Source organism: Planctomycetota bacterium (assembly GCA_016125255.1).
In the GTDB taxonomy this organism is placed as follows: Bacteria; Planctomycetota; Phycisphaerae; order Phycisphaerales; family Zrk34; genus RI-421.
This window is the reverse complement of sequence record WGMD01000005.1, coordinates 1-25,507: the sequence shown is the minus strand read 5'-3', so window position 1 is coordinate 25,507 and position 25,507 is coordinate 1. Positions and strand designations below refer to the sequence as shown.

21 protein-coding genes are annotated in these 25,507 nt (G+C 64.2%); 12 read left to right on the top strand and 9 right to left on the bottom strand.

Annotated features, from left to right (window positions below):
* Positions 1 to 8 precede the first annotated feature (8 nt).
* Complete coding sequence (locus GC162_06295) at positions 9 to 2,351, top strand: HDOD domain-containing protein (GenBank protein ID MBI1368248.1); 2,343 nt, start codon at positions 9 to 11, stop codon at positions 2,349 to 2,351.
* Complete coding sequence (locus tag GC162_06290; GenBank protein ID MBI1368247.1) at positions 2,320 to 3,432, top strand: response regulator; 1,113 nt, start codon at positions 2,320 to 2,322, stop codon at positions 3,430 to 3,432. The genes GC162_06295 and GC162_06290 overlap by 32 nt, the downstream gene beginning before the upstream one ends.
* Before the next feature lie 158 nt (positions 3,433 to 3,590).
* Here GC162_06290 and GC162_06285 read toward each other — a convergent pair whose 3' ends face one another.
* On the bottom strand, positions 3,591 to 3,905 hold the full coding sequence (locus GC162_06285; GenBank protein MBI1368246.1) for a hypothetical protein: 315 nt from the start codon (positions 3,903 to 3,905) through the stop codon (positions 3,591 to 3,593).
* A gap of 33 nt (positions 3,906 to 3,938) precedes the next feature.
* Here GC162_06285 and GC162_06280 point away from each other — a divergent pair, with 33 nt between their 5' ends.
* Positions 3,939 to 4,256: a hypothetical protein gene (locus GC162_06280; GenBank protein MBI1368245.1), complete on the top strand. Its 318-nt coding sequence runs from the start codon at positions 3,939 to 3,941 to the stop codon at positions 4,254 to 4,256.
* 3 nt (positions 4,257 to 4,259) lie between these two features.
* Here GC162_06280 and topA read toward each other — a convergent pair whose 3' ends face one another.
* The 3 genes from topA to GC162_06265 form a co-directional block, all read right to left on the bottom strand.
* Positions 4,260 to 7,013 carry a type I DNA topoisomerase gene (gene topA, locus GC162_06275; GenBank protein MBI1368244.1) on the bottom strand — a complete coding sequence of 918 codons (2,754 nt, stop codon included), beginning with the start codon at positions 7,011 to 7,013 and terminating at the stop codon, positions 4,260 to 4,262.
* Positions 7,014 to 7,085: 72 nt separating this feature from the next.
* Positions 7,086 to 8,048, bottom strand: a complete 963-nt coding sequence (gene miaA, locus GC162_06270; GenBank protein MBI1368243.1) for a tRNA (adenosine(37)-N6)-dimethylallyltransferase MiaA — start codon at positions 8,046 to 8,048, stop codon at positions 7,086 to 7,088.
* Entirely contained in the window at positions 8,045 to 8,443 is a 399-nt protein-coding gene (locus GC162_06265; GenBank protein ID MBI1368242.1) for a YjbQ family protein, read from the bottom strand. Before GC162_06265 ends, miaA begins: the two co-directional genes overlap by 4 nt.
* 114 nt (positions 8,444 to 8,557) lie before the next feature.
* Here GC162_06265 and pgk point away from each other — a divergent pair, with 114 nt between their 5' ends.
* The 8 genes from pgk (at position 8,558) to GC162_06225 (ending at position 18,795) form a co-directional block, all read left to right on the top strand.
* Positions 8,558 to 9,754: a phosphoglycerate kinase gene (pgk, locus tag GC162_06260; GenBank protein ID MBI1368241.1), complete on the top strand. Its 1,197-nt coding sequence runs from the start codon at positions 8,558 to 8,560 to the stop codon at positions 9,752 to 9,754.
* Between the two features lies 1 nt (position 9,755).
* Complete coding sequence (locus GC162_06255; GenBank protein ID MBI1368240.1) at positions 9,756 to 11,129, top strand: sulfatase-like hydrolase/transferase; 1,374 nt, start codon at positions 9,756 to 9,758, stop codon at positions 11,127 to 11,129.
* Between the two features lie 217 nt (positions 11,130 to 11,346).
* Positions 11,347 to 12,003 (top strand): ribulose-phosphate 3-epimerase, encoded by a 657-nt coding sequence (rpe, locus tag GC162_06250; protein MBI1368239.1) that lies wholly within the window; start codon positions 11,347 to 11,349, stop codon positions 12,001 to 12,003.
* Positions 12,004 to 12,172: 169 nt separating this feature from the next.
* Positions 12,173 to 15,061: an isoleucine--tRNA ligase gene (gene ileS / locus GC162_06245; GenBank protein ID MBI1368238.1), complete on the top strand. Its 2,889-nt coding sequence runs from the start codon at positions 12,173 to 12,175 to the stop codon at positions 15,059 to 15,061.
* A gap of 141 nt (positions 15,062 to 15,202) precedes the next feature.
* Positions 15,203 to 15,571 (top strand): hypothetical protein, encoded by a 369-nt coding sequence (locus GC162_06240; protein ID MBI1368237.1) that lies wholly within the window; start codon positions 15,203 to 15,205, stop codon positions 15,569 to 15,571.
* A gap of 73 nt (positions 15,572 to 15,644) precedes the next feature.
* The gene (locus GC162_06235) at positions 15,645 to 16,412 is read left to right on the top strand and encodes a hypothetical protein (GenBank protein ID MBI1368236.1); all 768 of its coding nucleotides are present in this window, start codon (positions 15,645 to 15,647) and stop codon (positions 16,410 to 16,412) included.
* A gap of 3 nt (positions 16,413 to 16,415) precedes the next feature.
* Entirely contained in the window at positions 16,416 to 17,870 is a 1,455-nt protein-coding gene (locus GC162_06230; protein MBI1368235.1) for a response regulator, read from the top strand.
* A 46-nt stretch (positions 17,871 to 17,916) separates the two neighbouring features.
* Positions 17,917 to 18,795: a hypothetical protein gene (locus GC162_06225; GenBank protein MBI1368234.1), complete on the top strand. Its 879-nt coding sequence runs from the start codon at positions 17,917 to 17,919 to the stop codon at positions 18,793 to 18,795.
* Positions 18,796 to 18,800: 5 nt separating this feature from the next.
* Here GC162_06225 and GC162_06220 read toward each other — a convergent pair whose 3' ends face one another.
* From GC162_06220 to GC162_06200, 5 genes are all read right to left on the bottom strand, one after another.
* Positions 18,801 to 20,042: a hypothetical protein gene (locus GC162_06220; GenBank protein ID MBI1368233.1), complete on the bottom strand. Its 1,242-nt coding sequence runs from the start codon at positions 20,040 to 20,042 to the stop codon at positions 18,801 to 18,803.
* Between the two features lie 4 nt (positions 20,043 to 20,046).
* Positions 20,047 to 20,463, bottom strand: a complete 417-nt coding sequence (locus tag GC162_06215; GenBank protein MBI1368232.1) for a hypothetical protein — start codon at positions 20,461 to 20,463, stop codon at positions 20,047 to 20,049.
* Positions 20,464 to 20,582: 119 nt separating this feature from the next.
* Positions 20,583 to 21,065 carry a hypothetical protein gene (locus tag GC162_06210; protein ID MBI1368231.1) on the bottom strand — a complete coding sequence of 161 codons (483 nt, stop codon included), beginning with the start codon at positions 21,063 to 21,065 and terminating at the stop codon, positions 20,583 to 20,585.
* A 69-nt stretch (positions 21,066 to 21,134) separates the two neighbouring features.
* On the bottom strand, positions 21,135 to 22,649 hold the full coding sequence (locus tag GC162_06205) for an NADH:flavin oxidoreductase (protein MBI1368230.1): 1,515 nt from the start codon (positions 22,647 to 22,649) through the stop codon (positions 21,135 to 21,137).
* Between the two features lie 9 nt (positions 22,650 to 22,658).
* The gene (locus tag GC162_06200) at positions 22,659 to 23,543 is read right to left on the bottom strand and encodes a hypothetical protein (protein MBI1368229.1); all 885 of its coding nucleotides are present in this window, start codon (positions 23,541 to 23,543) and stop codon (positions 22,659 to 22,661) included.
* 203 nt (positions 23,544 to 23,746) lie between these two features.
* On the opposite strand from GC162_06200, the gene GC162_06195 reads away from it, so the two are divergent.
* Positions 23,747 to 25,441: an alpha-keto acid decarboxylase family protein gene (locus tag GC162_06195; GenBank protein MBI1368228.1), complete on the top strand. Its 1,695-nt coding sequence runs from the start codon at positions 23,747 to 23,749 to the stop codon at positions 25,439 to 25,441.
* The last annotated feature ends 66 nt before the right edge of the window (positions 25,442 to 25,507 follow it).

The window sequence follows — 25,507 nt, the reverse complement described above, 5'->3', positions numbered from 1 at the left end:
CATTTCTCATGGACACTCGCGAAGCACAGCGCGCCGATCGATTGGAGCTGATTCTGCAGCAGCTCGATGCGCTGCCGACGCTCCCGGCCGTCGCCACGCGCCTGCTTCAGGTCACCAGCGCCGACGACTCCGATGCCCAGCAGGTCATCGAGCTTGTCGCCTCCGACCAGGCGCTGACCGCCAAGGTTCTGTCGCTCTGCCGCACCGCTGAAAAGGGCCTCAACGAATCGGTCACGACCGTCGGCCGGGCCGTGCTGATGCTCGGCTTCGAGGCGATCCGCAATGCCGTCCTGTCCATCAAGGTGCTCGAGGTTTTCGCGGACGAGACCGGCAATGGCGAAGCGCATACGGCTTCGGGTTTCAGCGTGGCGGCGTTCTGGCGTCACAGTCTGGCCGTCGCCGTCGCCGCCGAGTTGATCGCCGCGGCGCATCCGCGCCTCAAGAACATTCCGCCGGGCGAGGCGTTCGTTTGCGGTCTTTTGCATGACGTGGGCAAGCTCGCGATCGAACATCTTTTACCCAAGAGCTATCAGCGCGTCATCGAGCTGACCGAACAGCACCAGGTCAACATCGCCGACGTCGAGCGCCGCGTGATCGGGCTCGATCACATGACCGTCGGCAAGCATCTGGCCGAGCACTGGCAGATGCCGGACATGATCCGCGACGCCATCTGGCTTCACGGCTCGCCGGCGCAGGCGCTGCCGGACCTGCCGCATCGGCGGATGATCGAATTGGTCGCGCTGGCGGACCTGCTGGTGCGGCGTCAGCACATCGGTTACAGCGGCAATCACGCCATCGGCGAGGATCTGGCCCGCCGCGCGACCGATGCCGGGTTCGATCCGAAAAAAGTCGAGGGCGTGGTCGATCGATTGCGCGAGGAACTGGAGCGGCGCGCCGCGGCGATGGGACTGGGTCAGACGCCCAGCCGCAAGCTGTTTCTCGAATCGATCATGCAGGCCAACGCCGTGCTGGGCCGGCTCAACACCGAACTGGCCACGCACCGTCGCACCGCCGCCGGTCAGTCGAAGGTGCTCGACGCCATCGTTCATTTTCACGCCCGCTCGGCCGGTCCGACGCGCAGCGTGCAGACCGCCCTCACGAGCGTCGTCGCCTCCGCCGTGGGCTCGTTCGGCGAAGGGTTCTACGCGGTGCTGTTTCAGCCCGCGCCCGCCCAGCCGTGGCTTTTCAACACATACAGTCGCGCCGGCCGCCTCGTCGGCAGCGAATTCGTTCAGCCGCCGGTCGGGTCCGGTTCGCTCGCCGAATTGTGCCGCCAGCAGCCGGTGATGATGCACATGAACGTCGCGCTGGCGTGGATCGCGCCGCAGGTTCCCGATCATGTGGAGCCGGCGAACGTCAGCGTGCTGTCGCTGCCGTGCGGATGGGGCGCCGCGGCGGTGCTGCTGCACGATCGACCGCGCCTCGCCGACACCGAGAACGAAGCGCACTGCGAAGCGCTGCGACAGACGTGGGGCGCCGCCATCGCCGCCGCGGCGGAGCATCAAAGCGCCCGTCGCCTCGCCGAGCAGCTTGCCGACACCAACCGCCAGCTCGTCGAGGCGCAGCAGACCGTGCTGCGCACGCAGTCGATGGCGCAGCTGGGCGAGATGGCGGCGGGGGCGGCGCACGAGATGAACAACCCCCTGGCCGTCATCAGCGGCCGCGCTCAACTTCTGATTCAGCGCCTGCCGATGGGCTCGCGCGAGCGGCAGGATGCGGACGTGGTGTGGCATCAGGCGGAGCGGCTCAGCGACCTGATCACCTCGATGCGCCTGTTCGCGCATCCGCCGGAGCCCAAGCTCGCCACCGTGAATCTGGCGGACGTGCTGGAGGACGCGGTGGGGCGGATGAAGCGTCGGGCGCCGGCGGTGCCGGCGATCCGCGTCAGCGGGCTGGAGACGGCCCCATTGCTGTTCACGGACCGCGAGCAGTTGGCGGCGCTTCTGTCGGAACTGCTGGTCAATGCGGCCGAATCGAAACCGGCCCAGTCGGTGCGTGTGCAGGCTTCAGTCGACACATTGAACGACCGATTAATCCTACTGGTCAAGGACGACGGCTGCGGCATGGATGCTGCGACACTCGAACACGCTTTCGACCCGTTCTTCAGCGCCAAGCCCGCCGGCCGACAGGTCGGACTGGGCCTCTCCAGAGCCCGGCGCATGATCGAACTGCTCGGGGGCACGATCGAGTTGACGAGCGTGGTGGGCGTGGGGACCACGGCTCGGATCGCCATTCCGATTCGTTCGCCGCACGACGCGGCGATGAGTGAGAGTCAGACGCCGCAACGGGCCGAGGGAACGGCTCGTGGAGGAACCGTCCGTGAAGTCAATGCCGCCGCTATCGACGAATGATCCGCCCCGTCGCGCCAAGCGCCGCCGCCGGCTCAGTGTGCTTGTCGTCGACGATGAACAGGACATCCGCAGCACGGTCGCCGACGCGCTCGCGTCGTCGACGATGACCATCCATCACGCCGCGTCGATTACCGAAGCCCGCGCGATGGCCCGGCGTCATCGGCTCGACCTGGCGCTGATCGACCTGAAGCTGCCCGACGGCGACGGCATGGAACTGGCCGGCGAACTTCAGCAGCGCTCCCCCAGCGTGCACTCGATCGTCATGACCGGCGCCCCCAGCGTCGATTCCGCCGTGCAGGCCATCCGCGCCGGCGCCACCGACTTCCTGCCCAAGCCGTTCAACGTGACCGATCTTCGCGCCGGCGTCGATCGCGCGCTGGGCCGTCACCGCGACGAAACACGCGCCGCCGATCGGGTCAAGCGGCTCAAGAACCTCTGCCGCAAGCTCAACACCGCCCGCCATGAAGTCACGCAGCAGGTGGACATCCTCTGCAACGATCTGGTCAGCGCCTATCAGGAACTCGCCGAGCAGCTCAAGCACGTGCAGGCCACCACGCAGTTTCAGACCATCATCGATCAGGAGCTCGACCTCGAACAGCTCCTGCGCCGCATGCTCGAATTCGTGTTGCAGCAGCTTGGCCCCACCAACGCCGCCGTCTTCCTCCCCGCGCAGGTCGGCGGGTTCACGGTCGGCGGCTACATCAACTACACCTTCGACAAATCCGCCGCCGATGTGTTGCTCACGCATCTGGCCGACGTCGCCGCTCCGCGCATCGCCGACCGCGCCGAGGTGATCCATCTCAAGGACAACATGGACATCAACCTCTGGCTCTCCGACGACAGCGCCTGGCTCGTCGATTGCGAAGTCATCGGCCTGCCGTGCCATCACGACGGCGAAGTCCTCGCGTGCCTGATGCTCTTCCGCGACGCCAACGAGCCCTTCGACGACGAAGCCGTCGCGACCTTGAACGCCATCGCGCCCATCTTCGGCGAACACCTGGTCAAAGTGATCAATATCCATCACCGCCACCTCGACCCCGACGAGGACGCCGACACCGACCCCGACGAAATTCCCTTCTGACTCGACCATTCCACCCGCGCATCCACCCGAAGCCCACGGATTGAATCCGTGGGCTGCTTCACGCGCCTGTGGCCCGTTGCCCGCCTCGCACCGGCGCGGCGCGCCCCATCTTTTTTGCCGCGTGCGTGCGCCGTCGTTCGTGGCTCAAAATCGCCGTTTCACGCACGCCGCATGGCCATAACAGCGCGCACGCGCAGACCCGTGCGCACCGGCGCGGAAGGCGGCGCCGCGCCGGTGCGCGACTTTTCAGAAGTTACATCCATCACGCGTCGCGCCCATGCGCCTTTTGCCGCGCCGGTGCGCTTTTTGCCTTCCCAGTGCGCGAAATGCGAAACACCGGTGCGCGCGGTGTGGGTGAAATGGCGCAGTTGATCCGCCGCTCGCCGCGCCGACCCGGACGAAACTCCCCGCTGAACAAACACCCGAATCGCGCCCACCCGAAGCCCACGGATTGAATCCGTGGGTTTGTTCATTTCGATGACCGCCGGCCGATATCATCATGCAGCATGATGCTCACCCTTGCCGAAATTGCCGACAAAACACCAACGGCTGTCGACCTGTGGCGCCTCTGCGTCGCGGTTTCGCTGCCGCTGTTGATGGTCTTCACTTGCGTGCGGCGTGACGGGGCGATGGTGCTGATCGCGGGGGCGCTGTCGGCGATCATGTTGTACGTGATGAGCGATGCGATCTGGTTCGACGGCGATTGCAGTGAGGCGATCCGGCGGGAACTGGGCGCACGGTGGGTCGCTCACGCGATGGCGGCGAGTCTGTTTCCATTGATGATGATTGCGATTGCCGCGGCGGTGCGGCGGAGGACGCGGTGAAACTCACGCCGCGTCGAGGTCTTCGTTGACTTCCGAGTCCTCGCCGGCTTCTTCTTCCGATCCCGCGATGGTCGGTTTGTACTCGTCGCCGATGGGTTTGCCGTGGATGGTTTTGATGATCGGCTGGGGGTTTTCCTTCTCGTGGTTGGCGAGAATGAGCTCCCATTTTTTCTGTTGATCTTCGGGCAATTTGGTCCATGCGAGCCGCCCGCGGCACTTGGGGAACTTGGAGCAACTGAGCCACGGCCCGCGCTTGGAGCTGCGCAGGTTCATCGGGGCCTGACACTTGGGGCAGGGAATATCCGTCAAGACCGGCGGAACCTTCGGCGGCGTGACGAAGCCCTTGCGGTCGATGTTCACGATGCCCTTGCAGTCGGGATATCCGCTGCACGAAAGGAACGGCCCGAAGCGCCCCTTGCGCAGCAGCATCGGTCGCCCGCAGTTGGGGCACGCCACTTCCGTCAGCTCCGGCGTCTGCGGGTTGCCTTCCTTGTCGATCGGGGCGGCGTACTTGCAATCGGGATAGCGCGAGCAGGAAAGGAAGCGCCCATTGCGCCCGAAGCGATACACGGTCGACGCGCCGCATTCGGGACAGGTATGCGGCGCCGGCTCCGTCTCGGCCTTGGCGTGCGTCATGGCGTCATGCGCTTTGGCCAGATTCTCGCGGAACGGGCCGTAGAAATTGTGCAGCATCTGCACCCAGTCGTTGTGCTGGTCTTCGACCGCGTCAAGCTCCGCTTCCATCGCGCGGGTGTAGCCCACGTCCATGATCGTCGGGAACCCCTCGATGAGCTTGTCGGTGACGACCATGCCCAGATCGGTGGCGTGAAACGCGGTGCCCTGCTTCTCGACGTACTTGCGGTTCTGAATGACGCTGATGATCGAGGCGTACGTCGACGGCCGGCCGATGCCCTCGGCTTCGAGCTTCTTGACGAGCGACGCTTCGGTGTAGCGCGGCGGGGGACTGGTGAAGTGCTGCGTCGGGTCCATCTGAATCGCGCCGAACGGCTGACCTTCCTCCACCTTGGGCAGAATCAGATCGTCGCTGACATTCGGCACGCCGATCGCGCGGTAAAACCCGTCGAAGACGAGATGCCGCCCCGTGCATTTGAACACGAGGTCCGTCCCGCTGACCTTCGCGCCCAGCAGCACGGCCGTCGAATCCCATTCCGCCGGCGTCATCTGACACGCCACGAAGCGCTGCCAGATGAGTCGGTACAGCTTGTACTGCCGTTCGTCGAGCGAGCGTTTCACGGCCGGGTCGTCCGGGTGAAGCGTCACATCGGTGGGGCGGATCGCTTCGTGGGCTTCCTGCGCGGCCTTGTTGGAGGAGCGGTAGAAGTTGGGCTTTTCGGGCAGGTACTCGGAGCCGTAGCTTTTTTCGATGTACCCGCGAGCCATGTTGATGGCTTCGTTGGACAGGAACGTCGAGTCGGTACGCATGTAGGTGATCAGACCGACGCTGCCCATGCCGGCGATTTCGACGCCTTCGTAGAGCTGCTGGGCGGTGCGCATGGTGGTCTGCGCGGCGAAGGAGAGCACGTTCGCCGCCGCCTGCTGAAGCGTCGAGGTGATGTACGGGGGATACGGGCGGCTGCGGGTGCGCTTGGTCTTGATCGAACGCACGCGCCAATCCGGCTGCGGCTCCGCCAGCGTGCCGATGAGCTTGGTCTTGTTCGCCGCGGGGCCTTTGCCCTTCGGGTCGGGCGTGACCTGCTCATCTTCGAGCGCAAAGCCGGCGAGTTTGGCGATGGCGAGCGCGGCTTTCTGATCCTTGGGCTCGAACCGCTCGCCGTCGACTTCGACGAGTTCCGCCGAGATGCTTTCGTGCTCGTTGAGCCAGGCGTTCTTCTCGCGGACCGTGCGACCGGACAGCGGGCGACCGGCGGGCGACTTTTCCGGGGCCGAGTCGAGCCACTTGCGCCACGCCTTGGCGTAGGCATCGCGCTGGGCGAGGTCGGCGGTGAAGTAGCCGGTGACCTTCCAGTATTCTTCGGGGTTGAACGCATCGATCTCGCGTTCGCGCTCGACGATGAGGCGGACGGCGACGGACTGCACGCGACCGGCGCTCAATCCGCCGGCGACCTTTTTCCAGAGCAGCGGCGAAACCTGGTAGCCGACGATGCGGTCGAGGATGCGGCGGGCCTGCTGCGCGTTGACCTTGTCCATGTTCAGCGGGCGCGGCTTCTCGAAGGCGCGGCGGATTTCGTCTTTGGTGATGGCGTTGAACACGACCCGCTTGGCCTTCTCCTCCGGCACCTTCAGCGCCTCGGCGAGGTGCCAGGCGATCGCCTCCCCTTCGCGGTCCAAGTCGGTGGCGAGCCAGATGTCGGAGGCGGACTTGGCGGCCCGCTTCAGGTCCGTGATCGTCTTGCCCTTGCCTTCGATGACCTCATAGGTCGGCGCGAAGTCGGCTTCGAGGTCGACGCCGGGCACGGGGGCCTTGACACCCTTGGGGTTCCGTTTGGGCAGGTCGCGGACGTGGCCGACGGACGCCTTCACGACGTACCCCGGGCCGAGGTATTTGTTAATGGTCTTGGCCTTGGCGGGGGATTCGACGATGACCAGGTGCTTTCCGGCCGCATCGGTCGCGCCATCCGCACGCCCCCCGGACTTGCCGGTCGAGGCCTTTTGGGTCGTCGATTTTTGCGTCTTTTTAGCCATGGCACCAGTGCGTCTATCGGTTCGTGACCCGGTCCGGTTCCAGTCGGAATTGCGGTTCCGCCGGGCCGTGGAATTGAATGCATCAGCGGGCATTTGTCAAGGCGGCAACGTAAATTACTGTCACATATGGCATTTACGAATTCGACCCCCGTTCGGTTCGTTCGCTTATCGGCTCTGACCCAGCTCCCGGCGGGCGATTTGGATGGCCTGGTCGGCCAGTTCGGCGGGGGGAAGCGCCCCCGCGTCGAGCCAGTGGACATGCCGATACCGCTTGAGCCAAGTCCTTTGCGTCTTGGCGAAGCGGCGGGTATCGATCTTGACCCGCTCCATCGCCTCGTCGCGCGTGCAGCGACCGGCCAGATGATCGAGCACCTGTTTGGTCCCGATCGCTTCCTTGGCCTGCGGGCCGAGCAAGCCCGCTGCCAGGAGCCGGCTTGTCTCCGCCACCAGGTCCTCCCGCCCGCTGTCCGCGGCGAACATCTGCCTGACACGCGCATTGATCCGCGGGTTGATCAATTCCGGGGGCCAGTTGAGCCCGATCATGATCGGGTCGTGGCGGTACGTCTTGTCCGCCGACTCGGACCATTGCTGTTGGAGCACGCTGATGGGCTGTCCCGTCGCATGATGCACCTCCAGCGCCCGCACGAGCCGCTTGTGATCCTGCGGGTCGATGCGATCCGCCGCGTCACGGTCGATCGCCGCGAGCCGCTTGTGTAGTTCGGTCGAAGACACGTTCGCCATTGCGGCGCGGAAAGCTTCGTCCGCCGGCGGGCCGTCGAACATGCCCTCCAAAAGCGCCTTCACATATAGATTCGTCCCCCCCACGACGATCGGCACGACGCCGCGCCCGTGCATGTCCGCGATCAGCGCCTCCGCCCGCTCCAGCCAGTGCGCCACCGTCCAACTCTCCGTCGGCTCCACGATGTCGATCAGATGATGCACCGCCGCCGCACGCTCCGCCGCACCGGGCTTCGCCGTCCCCGCATCCAGATGTCGATACACCTGCATCGAATCGGCGCTGATGATCTCGCCTCCAAGCGCCCGCGCCATCGCCACCGCCAGCGCCGTTTTCCCGCCCGCCGTCGGCCCGACGATCACCACCATCCGATCTCGCCGCTGCTCGCTCATCCCGCCCCAACCTTGACATGCACCTTCCGCTCCCGCGGGCCGTCAAACTCGCAAAACCAAATCCCCTGCCATGTGCCCAGCACCAGCTCCCCGCCGTCGATCAGCACCGTCACGCTCGAACCCATCATCGACGCCTTGACATGCGACGCGCTGTTGCCCTCCCCATGCTGATAAAACGGCTGGCGCCACGGCACCATCACATCAAGCTGCTTCAGAAAATCGTGCACCACATCCGGGTCGGCGTTCTCGTTGATCGTCACGCCGGCCGTGGTGTGCGGCACGTAAACGATGACGGTTCCATCAGTGACGCCCGCCTCCGCGACGATCCGCCGGACGCGGTCGGTGATCTGGACCATCTGGTCGCGCGAGCGTGTTGAAACGGTGAAAGTCTTCATATCGCAATTCTACAATAGCCGCCGCTCAACGAGCGGCGCGTCCGCCGCCCCCCGCGTTGCAACAAGCTTCCGGGGGTCGTACAGTATTCCGCTCATTCTTACGGAGCTTTTGACATGGCCAAGAAGACCATCGCTGACGTGAACCTGGCCGGGAAAACCGTGCTGATGCGCGTCGATTTCAATGTGCCGCTCGATGACAACCGGAACATCACCGACGACCGCCGCATCCGCATGGCGATGCCGTCGATTCAGAGCGTGATCGAGCGCGGCGGGAAGGCCGTGCTGATGAGCCACCTCGGCCGGCCCAAGGGCAAAGGCCCCGAGCCCGAGTTCTCGCTGGCGCCCACCGCCGTCCGCCTCACGGACCTGCTCGGCAAGGCCGTCAAGTTCGCTGCCGACACGGTCGGCGACGATGCGAAGAAGCAGGTCGCCTCGCTCAAGGCCGGCGAAGTGCTCGTGCTCGAGAACGTGCGCTTCAACGCGGGGGAGAAGAAGGGCGATGACGCGGCGTATGTCAGCACGCTGGCCGGGTTCGGCGACGCGTACTGCAACGATGCGTTCGGCACGTGTCACCGCACCGAAGCGTCGATGTACGCCGTGCCCAAGGCGATGAAGGATGCGGGCAAGCCGGCCGTGGTCGGGTTCCTCGTGGAAAAGGAAATCAAGTACCTCTCCGAAGCCATCGCCAAGCCGGCCCGCCCGTTCGTGGCGATCCTCGGCGGGGCGAAAGTCTCCGACAAAATCAACGTGATCAACAATCTTCTGGGCATCTGCGACAAAGTCATCATCGGCGGCGCGATGGCCTACACCTTCTCCCTCGCGCAGGGCGGCAAGGTCGGCAAGTCCCTCGTCGAAAAAGACAAGGTCGAACTCGCGAAGGAACTCATCGCCAAGGGCGGCCCCAAGCTGGTGCTGCCGGTCGATACGCACGCCGGCGACGCCTTCAAGGGCGACTGCAACAAGAAGATCGTCAAAGCCGGCCAGATTCCCGACGATTACGAAGGTCTGGACATCGGACCCGAGTCGGCGAAGCTCTTCGCCTCGATCGTCAAGAGCGCCAAGACCGTCGTCTGGAACGGCCCGATGGGCGTGTTCGAGATGCCTCCGTTCGATGCGGGAACGAAAGCCGTCGCTCAGGCCATCGCCGACTCGGACTCCGTGAGCATCATCGGCGGCGGCGACTCCGCGGCGGCGATCGAACAGCTCGGCTTCGCCGACCAGGTCAGTCACGTCTCCACCGGCGGCGGCGCGTCCCTGGAAATGCTCGAAGGCCGCAAGTTCGAATCCGTGGAGATTCTCGACGAGAAATGACATGCAACGCACGCGGCTGATGCTGAGGGTGGTGTGGATTGTTCTGCTGTCGGTCTCATTCGCCCGTGCCTCGCCGCCGAATTTCATTGTCATTCTCACCGACGATCAGCGCTTCGATGCGTTGGGCGTGCTCGGCGATCCGCAGATGCACACGCCGGCGATGGACAAGCTGGCGCAGTCGGGGGTGCGTTTTACGCATGGGTTCGTCACGCTCGCGATCTGCAGCCCGAGCCGCGCAACCGTCCTCACCGGGCGCTACGGGTCCGTCAATGGCGTGACCACGCTTGGTCAGCCCGTCCGCAAGGGCCAATCGACCGTCGCCGAGCTGCTCAAGGCGGCGGGCTATCGCACGGGGATCGTCGGCAAGTGGCACCTGGGCAACAAGCCGCAGGACCTCGGCTTCGACGACGCCCAATACTTTCACTCCAACGGCACGTACCACAACCGCCACGTGATCGAAGACGGCAAGGACGCTCTCGCCAAGGGCTACATCGAAGATTGGAACACGCAGCAGTCGATCCGCTTCATCGAATCGGCGAAGGCGGACGGCAAGCCGTTTTTTCTGTGGCACTGCACGCAGGTGCCGCACATGGACAATCATTTTGATTGGCCCGCCTCTGATGCGGCGCTCGCGCAGTACGACGCCGACGAAATGTCGCTGCCGTCCACATGGAACGACGACCTTTCCGGCAAGCCCGATTATCTTAAGACCGCGCGCTCGCGCACGCAGGCGCTCGAATATGGTTACGACAAGCCCGAGAACATTCGCAATCACATGAAGCGATACCGCGCCGCGGTGACGGACATGGACCAGCGCCTCGGCGCACTGCTGGCGGCGGTCGATCGCATGGGCCTGCGCGACAATACGTACATCTTCCTGATGGGCGACAACGGCTGGATGATCGGGGACCACGGATTCACCAGCAAGGTCCTCGCCTACGAGCCGTCGATGCGCGTCCCGTTTCTGGTCGCCGGCCCGGGCATCGCTCCGGCCGTGCGCGATGAGCTGGTGCTCAACGCCGACATCGCCCCGACGATCCTCGCATTGGCGAAACTCGGCGGCGCGGACGACATGCATGGCACGAGTCTGCTGCCGCTTTTGCATAACGAAAGGACCGAGTGGCGCGCGAGTTTTTATTACGAAGCCCCGACCCCCGCGCTGGGGTCGCATCCGCTCTGGGCCCTCCGCACCGAGCGATACAAATACATTCGCACCCTCGACCCTGACCACCGCGACGCCCCGCCGTTCGAGGAGCTTTACGATCTGCATGAGGACCCCAACGAGATGCACAATCTCGCGCATGATTCGGGTCATGCGGAGGTGCTGCGGAAGTTGTCAGCGGAGTTGGACGAGCGGCGTGTGTCGATCAAATGAGCGGCTTTCTTCACCTCTCCCTCGGGGAGAGGTCGGCCCTCAAGGGCCGGGTGAGGGGGCGTTCAATCACTGACCGCTTCCGATGACGAGCGCGCCCGACTCCGTGGCCACCCTCACCCCGGCCCTCTCCCGGAGGGAGAGGGGGTTCAGCGCCTCGATCAAATGGGCTACAATCGGCCGCATGAATACCTCTCATCTACTCGCCGCGCCGCCGCGCTTGCCCTTGATTTTCCCTTCGATTTTCGGAGCGGACTTTTCGCGCCTCGCCGACGAATGCGCGGACGTGATCGCGCTGGGGGCGGACGGGCTGCATGTGGACATCATGGACGGGCATTTCGTGCCGAATCTCTCGATGGGCCCGAAGGTGCTCGAAGACCTGCGGAGGAAATTTCCGCAGGTTTACATGGATGTGCATCTGATGGTGACGGACCCGCAGGACTACGTCGAGCCGTTCGCGAAGGCGGGGGCGAACAATATCAGTTTCCACATTGAAGCGACGGCGGGGCGGGCGACGCACAATGAGCTGGACCTGATCGAGCAGATTCACGGGGCGGGCTGTCAGGCCGGGATCGTCATCAATCCGCGGACGACCGCCGAGTCGATCGGTCATGTGCTTGGCAAGGTGGACATGGTGCTGGTGATGAGCGTGCAGCCGGGCTTTTCGGGCCAGTCGTTCAAGCGCGAAGTGCTGCCGAAGGTGCGGTGGCTGCGCGATCATTCGCCGCAGGCGACGCGCATCGAGATGGACGGCGGCGTGAGCGACAAGACGGCGGGGCAGTGCCGCGAAGCCGGTTGCGACGCCATCGTCGCCGCCAGCGCCCTGTTCAACGCCAAAGACCGCGCGGCGGTGATGCGCGGTTTGCGGGGGGCATGAGGGAATAAACCGCCGAGACGCCGAGGACGCGGAGAGAAGGCAGTTCAACACGGGGGGCCACGGAGAGCCACGCAGTAAAGCAGGTTTCAAGGCATTTTGTCTCCGCGTCCTCGGCGTCTCGGCGGTTCAATTCTTCTGATTCATCGCCGAATGCGAGATTCCGGGGGGCATGTGCTATCATGTCGGTCTGCCATCACGGATCAAGACAGCCATGAGCGAGCAAGCCGAAAAACGGTCGTACAAACAGACGTTGAACCTGCCCAAGACCAGTTTCGCGATGAAGGCGAATCTGGTGCAGCGCGAGCCGGAGTTTCAGAAGCGCTGGGACAAGCTCGGGCTTTATCAGCGCATGCGCGACGCCCGCAAGGGGCGCGAATCGTTCGTGCTGCACGATGGTCCGCCGTACGCGAACGGGCCGATTCATCTGGGGCATCTTTTGAACAAGGTGCTCAAGGATATTGTGGTGCGTTCGCGCTGCATGATGGGGTTCGACACGCCGTTCGTGCCCGGCTGGGACTGTCACGGTCTGCCGATCGAGCACAAGGTCATGAAGGATCTGGGCGACAAGGCCAGGACGATGGTCGCGCCGCAGATTCGCAAGCGCTGTCAGGACGACGCGGCCAAGTTCGTGAAACTGCAAGGCAAACAGATGCAGCGCCTCGGCACGGTCGGCGACTACGAGAATCCGTATCTGACCATGAACCCGGCCTACGAAGCGGCGACGCTCGAAGTCTTCGCGGACCTCGTCGGCAAGGGGCTCGTCTACCGCGACCTCAAGCCCGTGCACTGGTCGATCGCCAATCAGACCGCGCTTGCGGAGGCGGAGCTCGAATACGAGGACCGCGAGGACACGAGCGTTTATGTGATGTTCACGGTGGAGAATCCGCAGGATTTGCCGTCGCGCCTCAACGCCCGGCCGGGCGAATCGATCAATCTGATGATCTGGACGACGACGCCGTGGACCTTGCCGGCGAACCTCGCCGTGGCGGCGTCGCCGCGCGCGGAGTACGGGCTGTACCGCATCACATGGGAAAACCGCATCGCGCGGGTCATCGTCGCGGCGGACATGGCGGAGCAGATTTTCGGCGCGGTCGGCGCGAGCTTCGATCGGCTGGGCCTGGCCAGCGGCGAGGAACTCGAAGCGGCGGGCGTCAAGTATCGCCACCCGTTCATCGACCGCGTCAGCCCGCTCGTCACCGCGGAATATGTCACGCTCGAAGACGGCACCGGCCTTGTGCATACCGCGCCGGGCCACGGCGTCGAGGACTATCAGACCGGCCTGCGCTACGGCATGGACATCTACTGCCCCGTGCAGGGCGACGGCACATTCGATTCGACCGCGCCGGATTGGCTGCGCGGCGTCGATGTGTGGAAGGCCAACGAACTGGTCATCGAACATCTGCGCGAGACGGGCTACCTGTACCGCGATCACAAGTTCATGCACAGCTATCCGCACGATTGGCGCAGCAAAACGCCGGTGATCTTCCGCGCGACCGAACAATGGTTCATCCGCGTGGATGATGCGAATACTTCGCTGCGCCAAATGGCGCTGGACACGACGGCGAGCGATGTGAAGTTCGTCCCCGAGTGGGGCCGCAACCGGATGCGCGGCATGCTTGAGACGCGCCCCGACTGGTGCATCAGCCGGCAACGCTCATGGGGATTACCGATCCCCGCTTTCTACGGCCCGGAAAAGGGACAAGTATTGATGACGGCGGCGAGCGTCAAGGCGATCGCCGACATGGTGCGCGAAAAGGGCAGCGACATCTGGTTCAGCGCGTCGCCGGAGGAACTGCTGGCTAAATACGACGTCGCCAACGATGCGGATGCGCCGCAGTGGGTTCACTCCGCACTCCGCACTCCCCACGCCGCACTTCGCAAAGGCGCGGACATTTTCGACGTCTGGTTCGACTCCGGCTGTTCGTGGAACGCGGTGGTGCGGCAGCGGGGGATGAAGTATCCGGTCGATCTGTACCTGGAAGGAAGCGATCAGCATCGCGGGTGGTTTCAGGTGTCGCTGCTGGCGGGACTCGGCGCGTCGGGCGTTTCGCCGTTCAATACGGTGCTCACGCACGGGTTCATGGTCGACAAGCACGGCAAGAAGATGAGCAAGTCGGGCGGCAACGCGCTGGCCGTCGAGGATCTGCTCAAGGATTTCGGGGCGGATGTCTGCCGGTGGTGGGTCGCGTCGCTCAACACGGACAACGACATCAAGTCGGACCTGGATTACTTCAAGCTGGCCGGCGAAGAGTATCGCAAGGTGCGGAACACGATTCGCTTCCTCCTCTCGAATTTGAGCGACTTCAACGCGGCGACCGATCGGCGTGACCTGACGGCGGCGGACGCGACGAGTCTGGACGCATGGGCGATGAACGAATTGTCGCAGCTCGTCGCCGAGGTGCGGGCGGGCTACGAATCCTATCGCTTCCGCAAGGTGCACGAAGCGATCTTCCAGTTCTGCAACGACACGCTCAGCGCGATCTACCTGAGCGCGACGAAGGATCGTCTCTACTGCGACGCGGCTGCATCCGATCGCCGACGGCGCACACAGACAGTCATGTACGACATGGCCGACGCATTGATTCGCCTTGTCGCGCCGGTGCTGGTGCATACGGCGGACGAAGCGCACCTGGCGCTGAGCGGCGCGGCGATGGATACGGAGGCGACGGTGCATACGCTGGAGCTTCCGGCGGCGAAGTCCGTCGCGGCGCACGCGGGTTGGACGCAGGCGATGTCGCTGCGCGACCGGGCGCTGCGGGCGCTGGAGGACGCCAAGGCGCAGCGGGGGCTGGACAATCCGCTCGACGCGGGGATCACCGCTTCGCTGCCCGCGGCGAACTATCAGGCGATCGCACCGCTGGCAGGCGAGATGGCGGACCTGTGCGGCGTGAGCCGGTTCACGCTTGTCGAAGCACAAGGCGGCGAGACGATCGGCGTCGACGACTTATCAGACGAGCCGCGCTGCGAGCGGTCGTGGAAGCGCGACGGGACGGTCAGGCCGCGGGCTGACGGCGGCATGCTCACCGACCGCGACGCGGCGGCGATCGGCGTGGCGTGATCCTGTGAAAATGTGACGGTTGTAACGATTGGCCGGCGAACGGTACGGGTTCGCCCTGACTTTGTCGTGCGCGGGGTTTGGCTTGTCGACATTCCAATCGTAGTTTTGGCGAGTCTTTTCACCCTCAATGGAGACTCGATGATGTCCAGGATGATCCAGAAGATCGGCGGCGGATTGGTGGCGATGGCGGTGATGACGGGCGCGGTGCGGGCGGCGGACACGGCGGGCGTGTCGCACTCGATGACGTATACGCGGTATCACAATGCGGTGAGCACCAGCGACGGTCGCCGGCCGCAGATGCTTTATCGTTATTCGACGTACCTCAACGCGCAGCCGGTCGCCAAGGGTCCGGCGTCGATGCAGGGCGCGATGCCGGTCGCATCGTTGGCGGTCAAACCGACGACGAGTATTGCGGTGAGCGATCCGGCGATGACGGTCAAGCCGGTGGCGGCGACGGCGGTCGGCGAGGTCGATCGCATGATCGCCACGGAATTGCAGCGATCCAACTGAGCGCTTATCGGGCGGTTGATTTTCCGCAACATGCACTGAATTGACGCCCCGATTCGGCCGATTTTCTGTGTATATGTCGGATTCACGCAACACGACCGCGCCATTTCTGCGCCTCGTGGGCACGGCGGAGAGCGCCGAGGCCCCGGCACCGGAGGCGACCCCCGAATCGGGCCGGCGATTCGCGCACGAGCTTTCAAATCTGCTCGACGGCTCGCTGCGCAACATGACGCTGGCGCTGAGCGACATCGATCGCCAGACCGACGAAGCGGTCGGCGACGATGCACACGACCGCCTGCGCACCGCCAGCGACGGGCTGCGCCAGATGGCGGTGCTGCTGCGGCGATGGATGGCGGCGGGGGGCGCCGGCGATCCCGCGCGGCTCTACTGGCAGCAGTCGACGTTCGGCGATGCGCTGCATTACGCGCTTAAGATGATCGAGCCCGCCGCGGAGGCGGCCAACATCGAATTGACCATCGACGTGCCCGACACGATCGAGCGCACGCCCGCCGGCCCGATGTATCCGGTCATCGCCAACGCCCTTCAGAACGCCGTCGAAGCCATCGGGCGCGACGGGCAGGTGATGATTCGCGCCCATGAAGCGGCGGGCATCGTGACGCTCGACATCGAAGACAACGGCCCCGGGCTCGATCCGACCTTGCCGCGCCTCGGCGACGGATGGATCGCGCCCGGCGCCACCACAAAGACCTCCGGCCACGGCATGGGCCTGGCCATCAGCCGCCAGATCGTCGAATCGATCGGCGGAAGCATCCGAATCGAAACCCGCGACGGCGGCGGCACGCGCCTCAGCGTCGCATGGCGACTCCATCAAACGCAGGGGTGAGACATGAGCAGTGACAGCCCGACGCAAAAAGCACGGATTCTCGTCGTCGATGACGATCCAATCATCAGCGAATCCCTCGAGAAATTCCTGCAAAACGCCGGCTACCGTACGGCGACCGCCTGCGACGGGTCGGAGGCGATGGCGCTGCTGCGCGATGCGGCGGAGCACGATGAGGACCCGTTCAATCTCGTGCTCACCGATGTGAACATGCCGCGCACCGGCGGGCTCGAATTGCTCAAACAGGTGCGTAAGCAGCACGATTCGATCGTCGTCATCGTGCTGACCGGCTACGGCACGATCGAGTCAGCGGTCGAAGCCGTCAAGCTCGGTGCATTCGACTATCTGACGAAGCCGGTCGTGGATGAGGAACTGATGCTCACGGTGGCGAAGGCGCTGCGCCAGCAGGCGCTGATCGCCGAGAACGCCACGCTGCGGAATCGACTCGCCGGCCGCGGCGGCGTCGAGTCGATGATCGGGCAGGATCGGCGGATGCAGAAAGTGTACGACCTCGTCGAGGCCGTCGCGCCGACGACGACGACCGTCTCGATCGGCGGCGAGAGCGGCACGGGCAAGACGATGGTCGCCCGCGCGATTCATGAACGCTCCACCCGGCGCGACAAGCCGTTCATCACCTTCGCCTGCGGCTCGATCCCCGAAACGCTGCTCGAATCCGAACTGTTCGGCCATGTCAAAGGCGCTTTCACCGGCGCCGACTCCGACAAGCTCGGCAAGCTGCGCGCGGCCGAGGGCGGCACGCTGTTCATCGATGAAATCAACTCCGCCACGCCCGCGCTTCAGCTCAAGCTCCTGCGCGTGCTACAGGAAAAGCAGTTCGAGCCGGTCGGTTCGCACCAGACGGTCAAGGCGGATGTGCGTTTCGTGATCGCCGCCAACGAGCCGCTCGATAAGCTCGTGGAGCAGGGGCGGTTCCGTGAGGATTTGTATTACCGCATCAACGTCGTGCTGCTGACGCTGCCGACGCTGCGCGAGCGGCCGAGCGATGTGCCGTTGCTGGCCGAGCACTTCCTGCACAAGTATTGCCGCGAGACCGGGAAGGTCATCACGGGATTCGGTCAGGAGGCGATCGAGGCGATGATCCGCTATCGCTGGCCGGGCAATGTGCGGGAATTGGAAAATGCGGTGGAGCGCGCCGTCGTGCTGAGCCGTCGTCCGGTGATCGATGCGGACGATCTGCCCGAGTCGATCCGTTGTCAGTCGCCCGACGGGGAGCCGGGGTTCGTGGAGCGGCGTCGCCGGCCCGGCTGGTGGGCCGGTCCGAGCTGGCGGCCGCAGCCGCTGCGCGATGCGCTTCAGGAGCCCGAGCGCCAGATTATTCTCGCCACGCTCCGCGCCAATGACTGGAACCGGCAGAAGACCGCCGAGGTGCTCGACATCAATCGCACCACGCTTTACAAGAAGATCAAGCAGTACGGCCTGGAAGAGGCGGGGATGAATTGACGCCCGCCGCGTTGCCGCCGTGCGATGCGGCGGCTATGCTCGAACAATGGACCGACGCCTGCGCTTTGCGTGTCTGACGCTGTTGTTGTTCGCGCTGCCGGTCCATACCCGCGCCGCCGACGAAGTGCCGCCGCAGGTTGATGCCGACACCGGCGTCGAAATCGAGTGGAACTCCATCAATTCCTCCGCGACGTTCGATCTCAAGGACGGCTCGGTCGACAATCAGATGTCGCTCAACGGGCAGATCACCTTCCCGGCGCAGCGTCGATACGCCGCGTACATCATCGAGCTGACGCAGATCACGGATGCGGCGGGCGAGTCGGTGATGCGCTCCAAGCCGACGCGCTGGAGCGGGCGCAGCGAGGGCTACAACGTCAACCGCATCATGGCCCCCGCCGACGGGTCAGGCGCGCAGGGCATCGGCGTGGACCTGTCGCGCCTCGTGACGGACACGTCGCGCGTGGCGAAAATCCGCGGCGTCATCTATCTGCTCGAAGTGACCGGCACGCACGAGACGGACATCCTGCTCGCGCCCTCGGCGACGATGACGCCTCTCGCGCCCGGCATCAAGGTGCGCGTCGACCATATCGAAAAGCAGGACCCCAACTCGTTCCTGAACGTCGCGTACCAGTATGTCCGCGAGGGCAATCTGTCGATCGACGCCCTCGACCGACCGCCGTTTCTGTACGCCATCACCGGCCTGGACGCGCAGTCCAAGCCCGTGCCCCTGCGCGCCCCGCCCTACAACTATGTGACCGGCAACGGGACGGGCATGGTGCGCTTCTACCCGACCGATGAGAAGTCCGCGCCGATTCAGATGCGCATCATCCTCGCCACCGAAACCACCGAGCGCCGCGTGTCCTTCGAGCTGGATGTCGCGAAGCTGACCAAAGACGCCGACGCCCCGCCGGTCAAACCCCGCTGATCGATTCACCCGCCGTTCACCAGAAAATGCACGATGCGCAGGGCGTGACCCTTGCTCTTGTCGTTGGCGTCCTTGGCGACGCGCAGCGTCAGTTCGTGCGGCCCGTCCGACAATTCGTCCGCCAGCACGTACGCCCACGGAATATGCAGCCCCTTGCTCCATTGCGTGAACAGGTCCTGCGTCTTCCAGTCGCCGCCGTCGATCTGGTATTCGACGGTCCCCGCATCGTTGCCCGCCGCCACGAAGATGCCCACGGCCGTGCCCTTGAACGGAAACTTGAGCATCGCGCCGGGCTGCTCGGCGATGAGCATCGGCACCTCGACGAATCCCGGGCGCGTCCCCGTGCGGTCCGCCGGCTTCCAAGTCGGCACATGCTCAAACCCCTCGACGAGCTTCGCATCGTCGAGCCCCGCGAGTTTGCCGTGAAAATAACTCAGCGTATCGAGCGGCTTGTCGGGACAGGCATGCGGCTCGATCTTGGCGTCGCCGGCGAGCGGCTTGGCCCACGCCGCATCGAGCAGCTTCATGATGCTTTCGGTGTAGAGCTTGTGCCCGGGCGGCGCGGGGTGAATCCCGCCGAACTCTTTCCATGTGATCTGATGCGCCTCGATCATGTCCGTGATGCGATGCGCCAGATCGATGTCGGACACGCCGTAGTACGACGCGACCTTTTCATGATTGGCGATGACCGGCGGGATCATGCCTTTCTTGAACTGGTTGATTTTTTCGTCATCGACGAAGTAGAGCATGACGATATCGGTGTTGGGATTGGCGAGGCGGGCGTGACGGATGATGCCCTCCATGCCGCGCACCTGGGCCGTGTCGGATCGCCCGTTCGTCGAGTCGTTGACCGCCGCTTCCTCAAAGAGCAGATCGACGGGGCCGCCCCCCAGCACATCGCGCTCGAAACGGAACGCTCCGGGCACCGAGCCGGTCGATGGAATACCCGCATCGACGAATTCGAACTTCGTCTCGGGAAAACGCTTCTGAATCTCGGCACTGACCATCGCGCGCCAGCCGTTCATGTGCGTGATCGATCCGCCGAGGAAGACGACTCGGCCGACCTTGTCGCGCTCGAAGCGGATGCGGCAGTTGTCCAGCGAGCCGCGCAATGTGATGTAGGGATCGACCTTTGTCTGTGCGGAGCACACCCCCGAGCCGGCGACAAGCAGCAGGGACATGATGACCCATGAAAAAGCGCGCCTGGATTGCATGTAAAACTCCGTCGAATTCGGCGCGCCGAGCATCCGGTCAGACCTGACCCTGATCCTCCAGCAGCGCGGTGTAGCTGTTGCCGTTCTCTTCCTTGAACTGGAGCTGGAGGCGGTACTCGAAGCCCCGGCCGGAGGAGTTGAATTTCACATCCGCCGCCCCGACCTTGATCGTCCGTGTGAATCCGCTGGCGGCTTTTCGGAAGGGGCCCTCGTTGAAAACATTCCGCCACGCCTCCGTGCCGACGCTCAGGTAGCTGGTCCAGACGCTGAACTCGAACTCCTGATAGCTGCCGACGGGCTTGAGCTGGTACGCCACGCGCAGATACCCCTTGCCGGGAATCTTGCTCTTGGCCTCCTTGCCGCCCGCCATGACCCACGTCGCCGTCGGCCCGCCGATCAACCCCATCGCCCCGACCACACGCACGCCGGCGCGGACCACTTCGCGTCTTGTCATGTTGCCCATAGTGCCGTTCCCACGACGAGTGACTGGCGGGACGATCAGTGTATCACGACGCGGGCGATTGCCAAAGACATTTCGTCGATGGCCCGGCGGCGGCGGGGCGGAAAAAAGCGTCAGACCTTGCCCTGCTTTTCGCACACGGAGGTGTACTCGGAGCCGTCCTCCGCCTTGAACTGAAGCTGCACGCGATAGTCCACATGCAGACCGGCGACGCTGATCTTGGCGTTGCAGGCGTTGACGGGAATCGGACGCGTCGCGCTGGTGACGGCCTTCTCGTAGAGACCTTCGTTGATGGCGGCGCGCCAGAGGGGTTGCCCGGTGGAGGACAGGCCACTTGTGTAGGCGGTGAATCGGAACTGCGGGGCCGGCCCGTTCGGATCAAGTTCAAACGCCACGCGCAGGTATCCCTTGCCCGGCACCGCGCCGCTCGCTTCGATGGCCTTGGGCCCGTTGTCCTTGTTTTTACCGTTGCCGTTGTTCTTCTTGTGCTTTTTCCCCGCCAGCACATCCGACGCCAGCGGGAAAAACAAAAGCCCGGCCGCACCGACGACGCGCACGCTCACGCGAATGAGTTCACGCCGACTTGAAATGTCCATGGATCGTTGCCTCAGTGGCGGACTTCGTGAATCGCAGGATACCGACGCGCCGCCGCGGAGGCAAGACAATTATGATTTCGCCCCTGAATCCATCGTCTTGAGCCGAATGCGAAGCTGCGCTTTGGCTTCCTTGAGCGCCTCGGCTTCCGGAGCTTTCTTGTAATAGTCGTCCAGCGGATAGCAGCCGGAGATGATCCCGTTGCGCGGCGCGGTGGTGCAGTCGCTGAACGTGCGGCAGATTTTCTTGTCGCGCAGCGGGTTGCCCGCCAGCACGTCCGCCGGCATGTCCGGATAGCTCAAGACGCCGCGCCCGATCCCGATGAGGTCCACCATCCCCGACCGCACCGCCGCCTGTCCGACGTGCGGCAGATACTCCTGAAAATAACTGTACGCCGACCCGACAATGGGCAGTCCGCTGACCGCCTTCTTGATCTGGCCCACGATCGCGATCTGCCGGGCGCACCCGATGATCGGATCCTCCGGCGGCGTGTACCCGTCGCTCGGCGGGAAATAGGCGGGCCTCTGAATGTGCGGATTGTAATACGGCGACCCCGCCGACAAATTCACCATCGCGATTTTCAATTCATCGCGCATCATCGTCAGCAGCGCAATCGGCTCCGTGAGGTCCGGCTTGAGCGGATCATTGCGAACGCACCCAAAGCCCGGATACCCGCTCGCGGGATATTCATCGGGAATGCCCGGCCCGAACTTCCCGCCGCCGGTCAGCGCCGGGTCCGGCCGAAACGGCGGCATGTCGAACACGCTCAGCCGCACCCCGATCAAAAGCCCCGGACATTCCGCGTGAATCCCCTCGACGATCTCGCGCAGGAATCGCGTGCGATTCTCGAAACTCCCGCCGTACGCCCCCGGCCGATCGTACGCCGAGAGAAATTCGTGACCGAGATAACCATGACAATGTTTGACATCGACGAAACGGAAGCCGATCTGCTGCGCCATCTTCGCGCTGGTGATGTACGCCTCGATGAGCCGTTTCACATCATCATCGCTCAGCACCACCGAATCGTCGTCCGCCGCGATGTTGAACTTGCGGTCGAGCACCGGATGGTGATACGCAATGCGCGGCTCGAGTTTGTCCTTGCGGTTGGGGCGCGAAAAGCGACCCGAATGCGTCAGTTGAAGACCCACCAAAAGATCGTCCACCGCCGTCGGCCCGAAGCGCTCTGCATGCGCGCGCTCCAATGATTCGAGAAGCTGTCGCATCGCGTCCGCATGATCCGCTTCGTAATAAAGCTGATTCGGATTGGCGCGCCCATCCCGCTGGACCGCGAACGCTTCGCCGCCCCAGATGAGCTTCGCGCCGCTCAAGCCGAAGTGGACCCATCGCCGGATCGTGTGCTCGGTCGGCAGCCCGTCGGCGGTGGCGTCCCATCCCTCCATCGGATGAATCGCCCACCGGTTGCCGACCAACCGATCGCCGACACGCAGCGGCTCCGCCAGCGGAGAGCCCGCCGCCGCCGTGAGCATCGCCTCGTCAATCGGCAGGTCCAGCCCCAGCGACCGCACATGCTCGATGAACGCCGTCGCCGTCTTGAAATGCCCGATGCGCGGATAGTCCGACGCCATGTTTCACCTTCACACAATGATCGAAGCCAGCGGAATCAGCGCATCGAGCAACTGATCCCGCGTGTACGTTTTGGATAAATCGACCGGCAGCGCCATCGCATGATTATGATCCGAATTGATCACGACGATCGAATCGCCGATTTCTTCGTAACCCATATCCGCATGCTGATGCCCGAGCACGAACACCTGCACGTCCCAGATCCCGCCCAGCGTCCGCGCCAGTTCCTCATTCAGATTCCGGCCCCAGATCATCAGATACGCGCTGCCCGACGGGCCCGTGATGTCCGCTTCGTTCATCTCGCGCAGCAGGAGCGCCTTGTCGAACCGTTCAAGCATGCGCGGCGACGGCAGCGAATGGGCACAGAGAATCCCGCTCGCCGTCCGCACCGCCAGCGGCAGCGCGCGGATGTAGTCGGCGATCGCCTTCTGCACCTCCTCCGCCCCGTCGCCGAACACGTAGTCGAGCCCGTTGGCGAACGCCTCGATCTGCGATCCGCCGGCCTTCATGATCTTCTCGCCGCGCGCCTGCGCCAGCTCATGATTCGATAGAACGTGATGCACCTGTTTCGGATACCGCTGCTTCAATTCCGCCGCCCGGACCAGCGAGCGATACGACAGGTCCATCCCGTTGATGAGCCGATCGGGATGTGTGATTTCCTGCACGACCAGGTGGTTGCCCGCATCGCGTTCGAGTTTGGCGACGGTGAGGATCTTCGTGAAGTTTTCGCGGTGATCGTGCAGATCGCCGGTGAACGTGCACCGGCCGTAGGGCGGCAGATGATCGACGCAGCCCATACGCAGCGAACTGCCGCGGTACGCCGCCGCCGCCGCCGCGAAAACCGCGCAGACGTCGTCCGCATTCGTCACATTCAAAGCCGATGCCTCATCGCCCATCGCCAGACCTTACCGATTCGCCCGCTGACCGGCAAGCACACTATTGAGATCTCTGAATAACCACCAAGGCACCAAGAACACCAAGGCGAATGCAGGGCTTTGAACTCACCAAGGCATTCCTTGGTGGCCTTGGTGCCTTGGTGGTTCAGTTTTCCAAAGGTCTCATTTCGCCGATATGCGTAGTATTCGATGGAGGATTCGCCATGCCCCGCTCGACCGTCGGCCAGTACCTCGTCCGCCGCCTCGAAGCGACCGGCCTCGCTCATGTCTTCGGCATCCCCGGCGACTATGTCCTGAGCTTCTACGACCTGCTCGTCGCCTCGAAGATGAAAGTCATCGGCACATGCACCGAAATCGGCGCGGGCTACGCCGCCGACGCCTACGCCCGCGTCAACGGCCTCGGCGCCCTGTGCATCACCTACTGCGTCGGCGGACTCAACGCCCTCAACGCCGTCGCCGGCGCTTACGCCGAGAAGTCCCCGCTGATCGTCATCAGCGGCGCCCCCGGCTTGTCCGAACGCCGCCGCTCAACCCTGCTTCATCATCAGGTCCGCGACTACCGCACGCAGTTTCAGATTTACGAGAAAGTCACCGTCGCCGCCGTCGCCCTCGAAGACCCCGCCGAAGCCCCGCGTCAGATCGACGATGCCCTCGCCGCCGCGCAGCGTCACAAGCGGCCGGTCTACATCGAAATCCCGCGCGACATGGTCGACGCCCCCTGCGCCGCGCCGTCCCCGCTCAAGAACGATCCGGCGCGCAGCGATCCGCACGCCCTCGCGGAGGCCGTCGCCGAAGCCGCCGATCTGCTCCGCGCCGCCAGGCATCCCGCCCTCCTCGCCGGCGTCGAAATCCACCGTTTCGCCCTGCAAAAACAGCTCATCAAGCTCGTCGAACGCACCGGCTACCCCGTCGCCGCGACCCTGTTGGGCAAGTCCGTCCTCTCCGAGCGTCACCCGCAATACCTGGGCGTCTACGAAGGCGCGATGGGCCGCGACGCTGTGCGCAAGCCCATCGAAAACGCCGATGCGCTGCTCATCACCGGCGCCTTCATGACCGACATCAACCTCGGCATCCACACCGCCCGCCTCGACGAATCGCGCACGATCAACGCGACTTCCGAGCGCATCACCATCTCGCATCATCACTATGAAGACGTGACATTGCGCGATTTTATAGAAAAGCTCGCCAAGGCCGACATCGGAAAACGCCGCCGTAACGTCGTGCCGAAAAAGCCCGCCGTCAAACCCTTCAAGCCGCGCATCAGCAAGCCCGTGACCGTCCGACGCTTCTTTGAGCGGCTCGATCAATACATCGGTGACCACACCACCGTCATCTGCGACATCGGCGACTCGCTCTTCGGCGCGACGGACCTGACGATCCACCAGAAGACCGAGTTCCTTTCGCCGGCCTACTACACCTCGATGGGCTTCGCCGTCCCCGCTGCGCTGGGGGCCCAGATCGCCGACCGCAAAAAGCGCCCCGTCGTCTTCGTCGGCGACGGCGCGTTTCAGATGACCTGTCACGAAATCTCCACCCTCGTGCGCCATCATCTGAACCCGATCATCTTCGTCCTCAACAACAAGGGCTACACCACCGAGCGCATCATCCACGAAGGCCCCTACAACGACATCCACAACTGGGCGTATCACCTGTACCCGCAGCTCGTCCGCGAAGGATGGGGGGCCGAGGTGCGCACCGAAGGCGAACTCGAAGACGCCTTAACCCGCGCCGCCGCCAACACCGCCTGCTTCAGCATCCTCAACGTGCATCTCGACAAACTCGACCACTCCGCCTCCCTCGCCCGCCTCGGCGCCCGGCTGGGCAAGGTCAAGTCCCTGTCGTGCTGTAAATTCGTGAAGGGGCGGGTGTCTGGACGGCGGGTTGGTGTTGGGTGTTGAAGGTCTGATTCAGTTCCTTTCGGATCGCATCGATCTGTTGACGGTCGAAGCTCGTCATCTTGATGC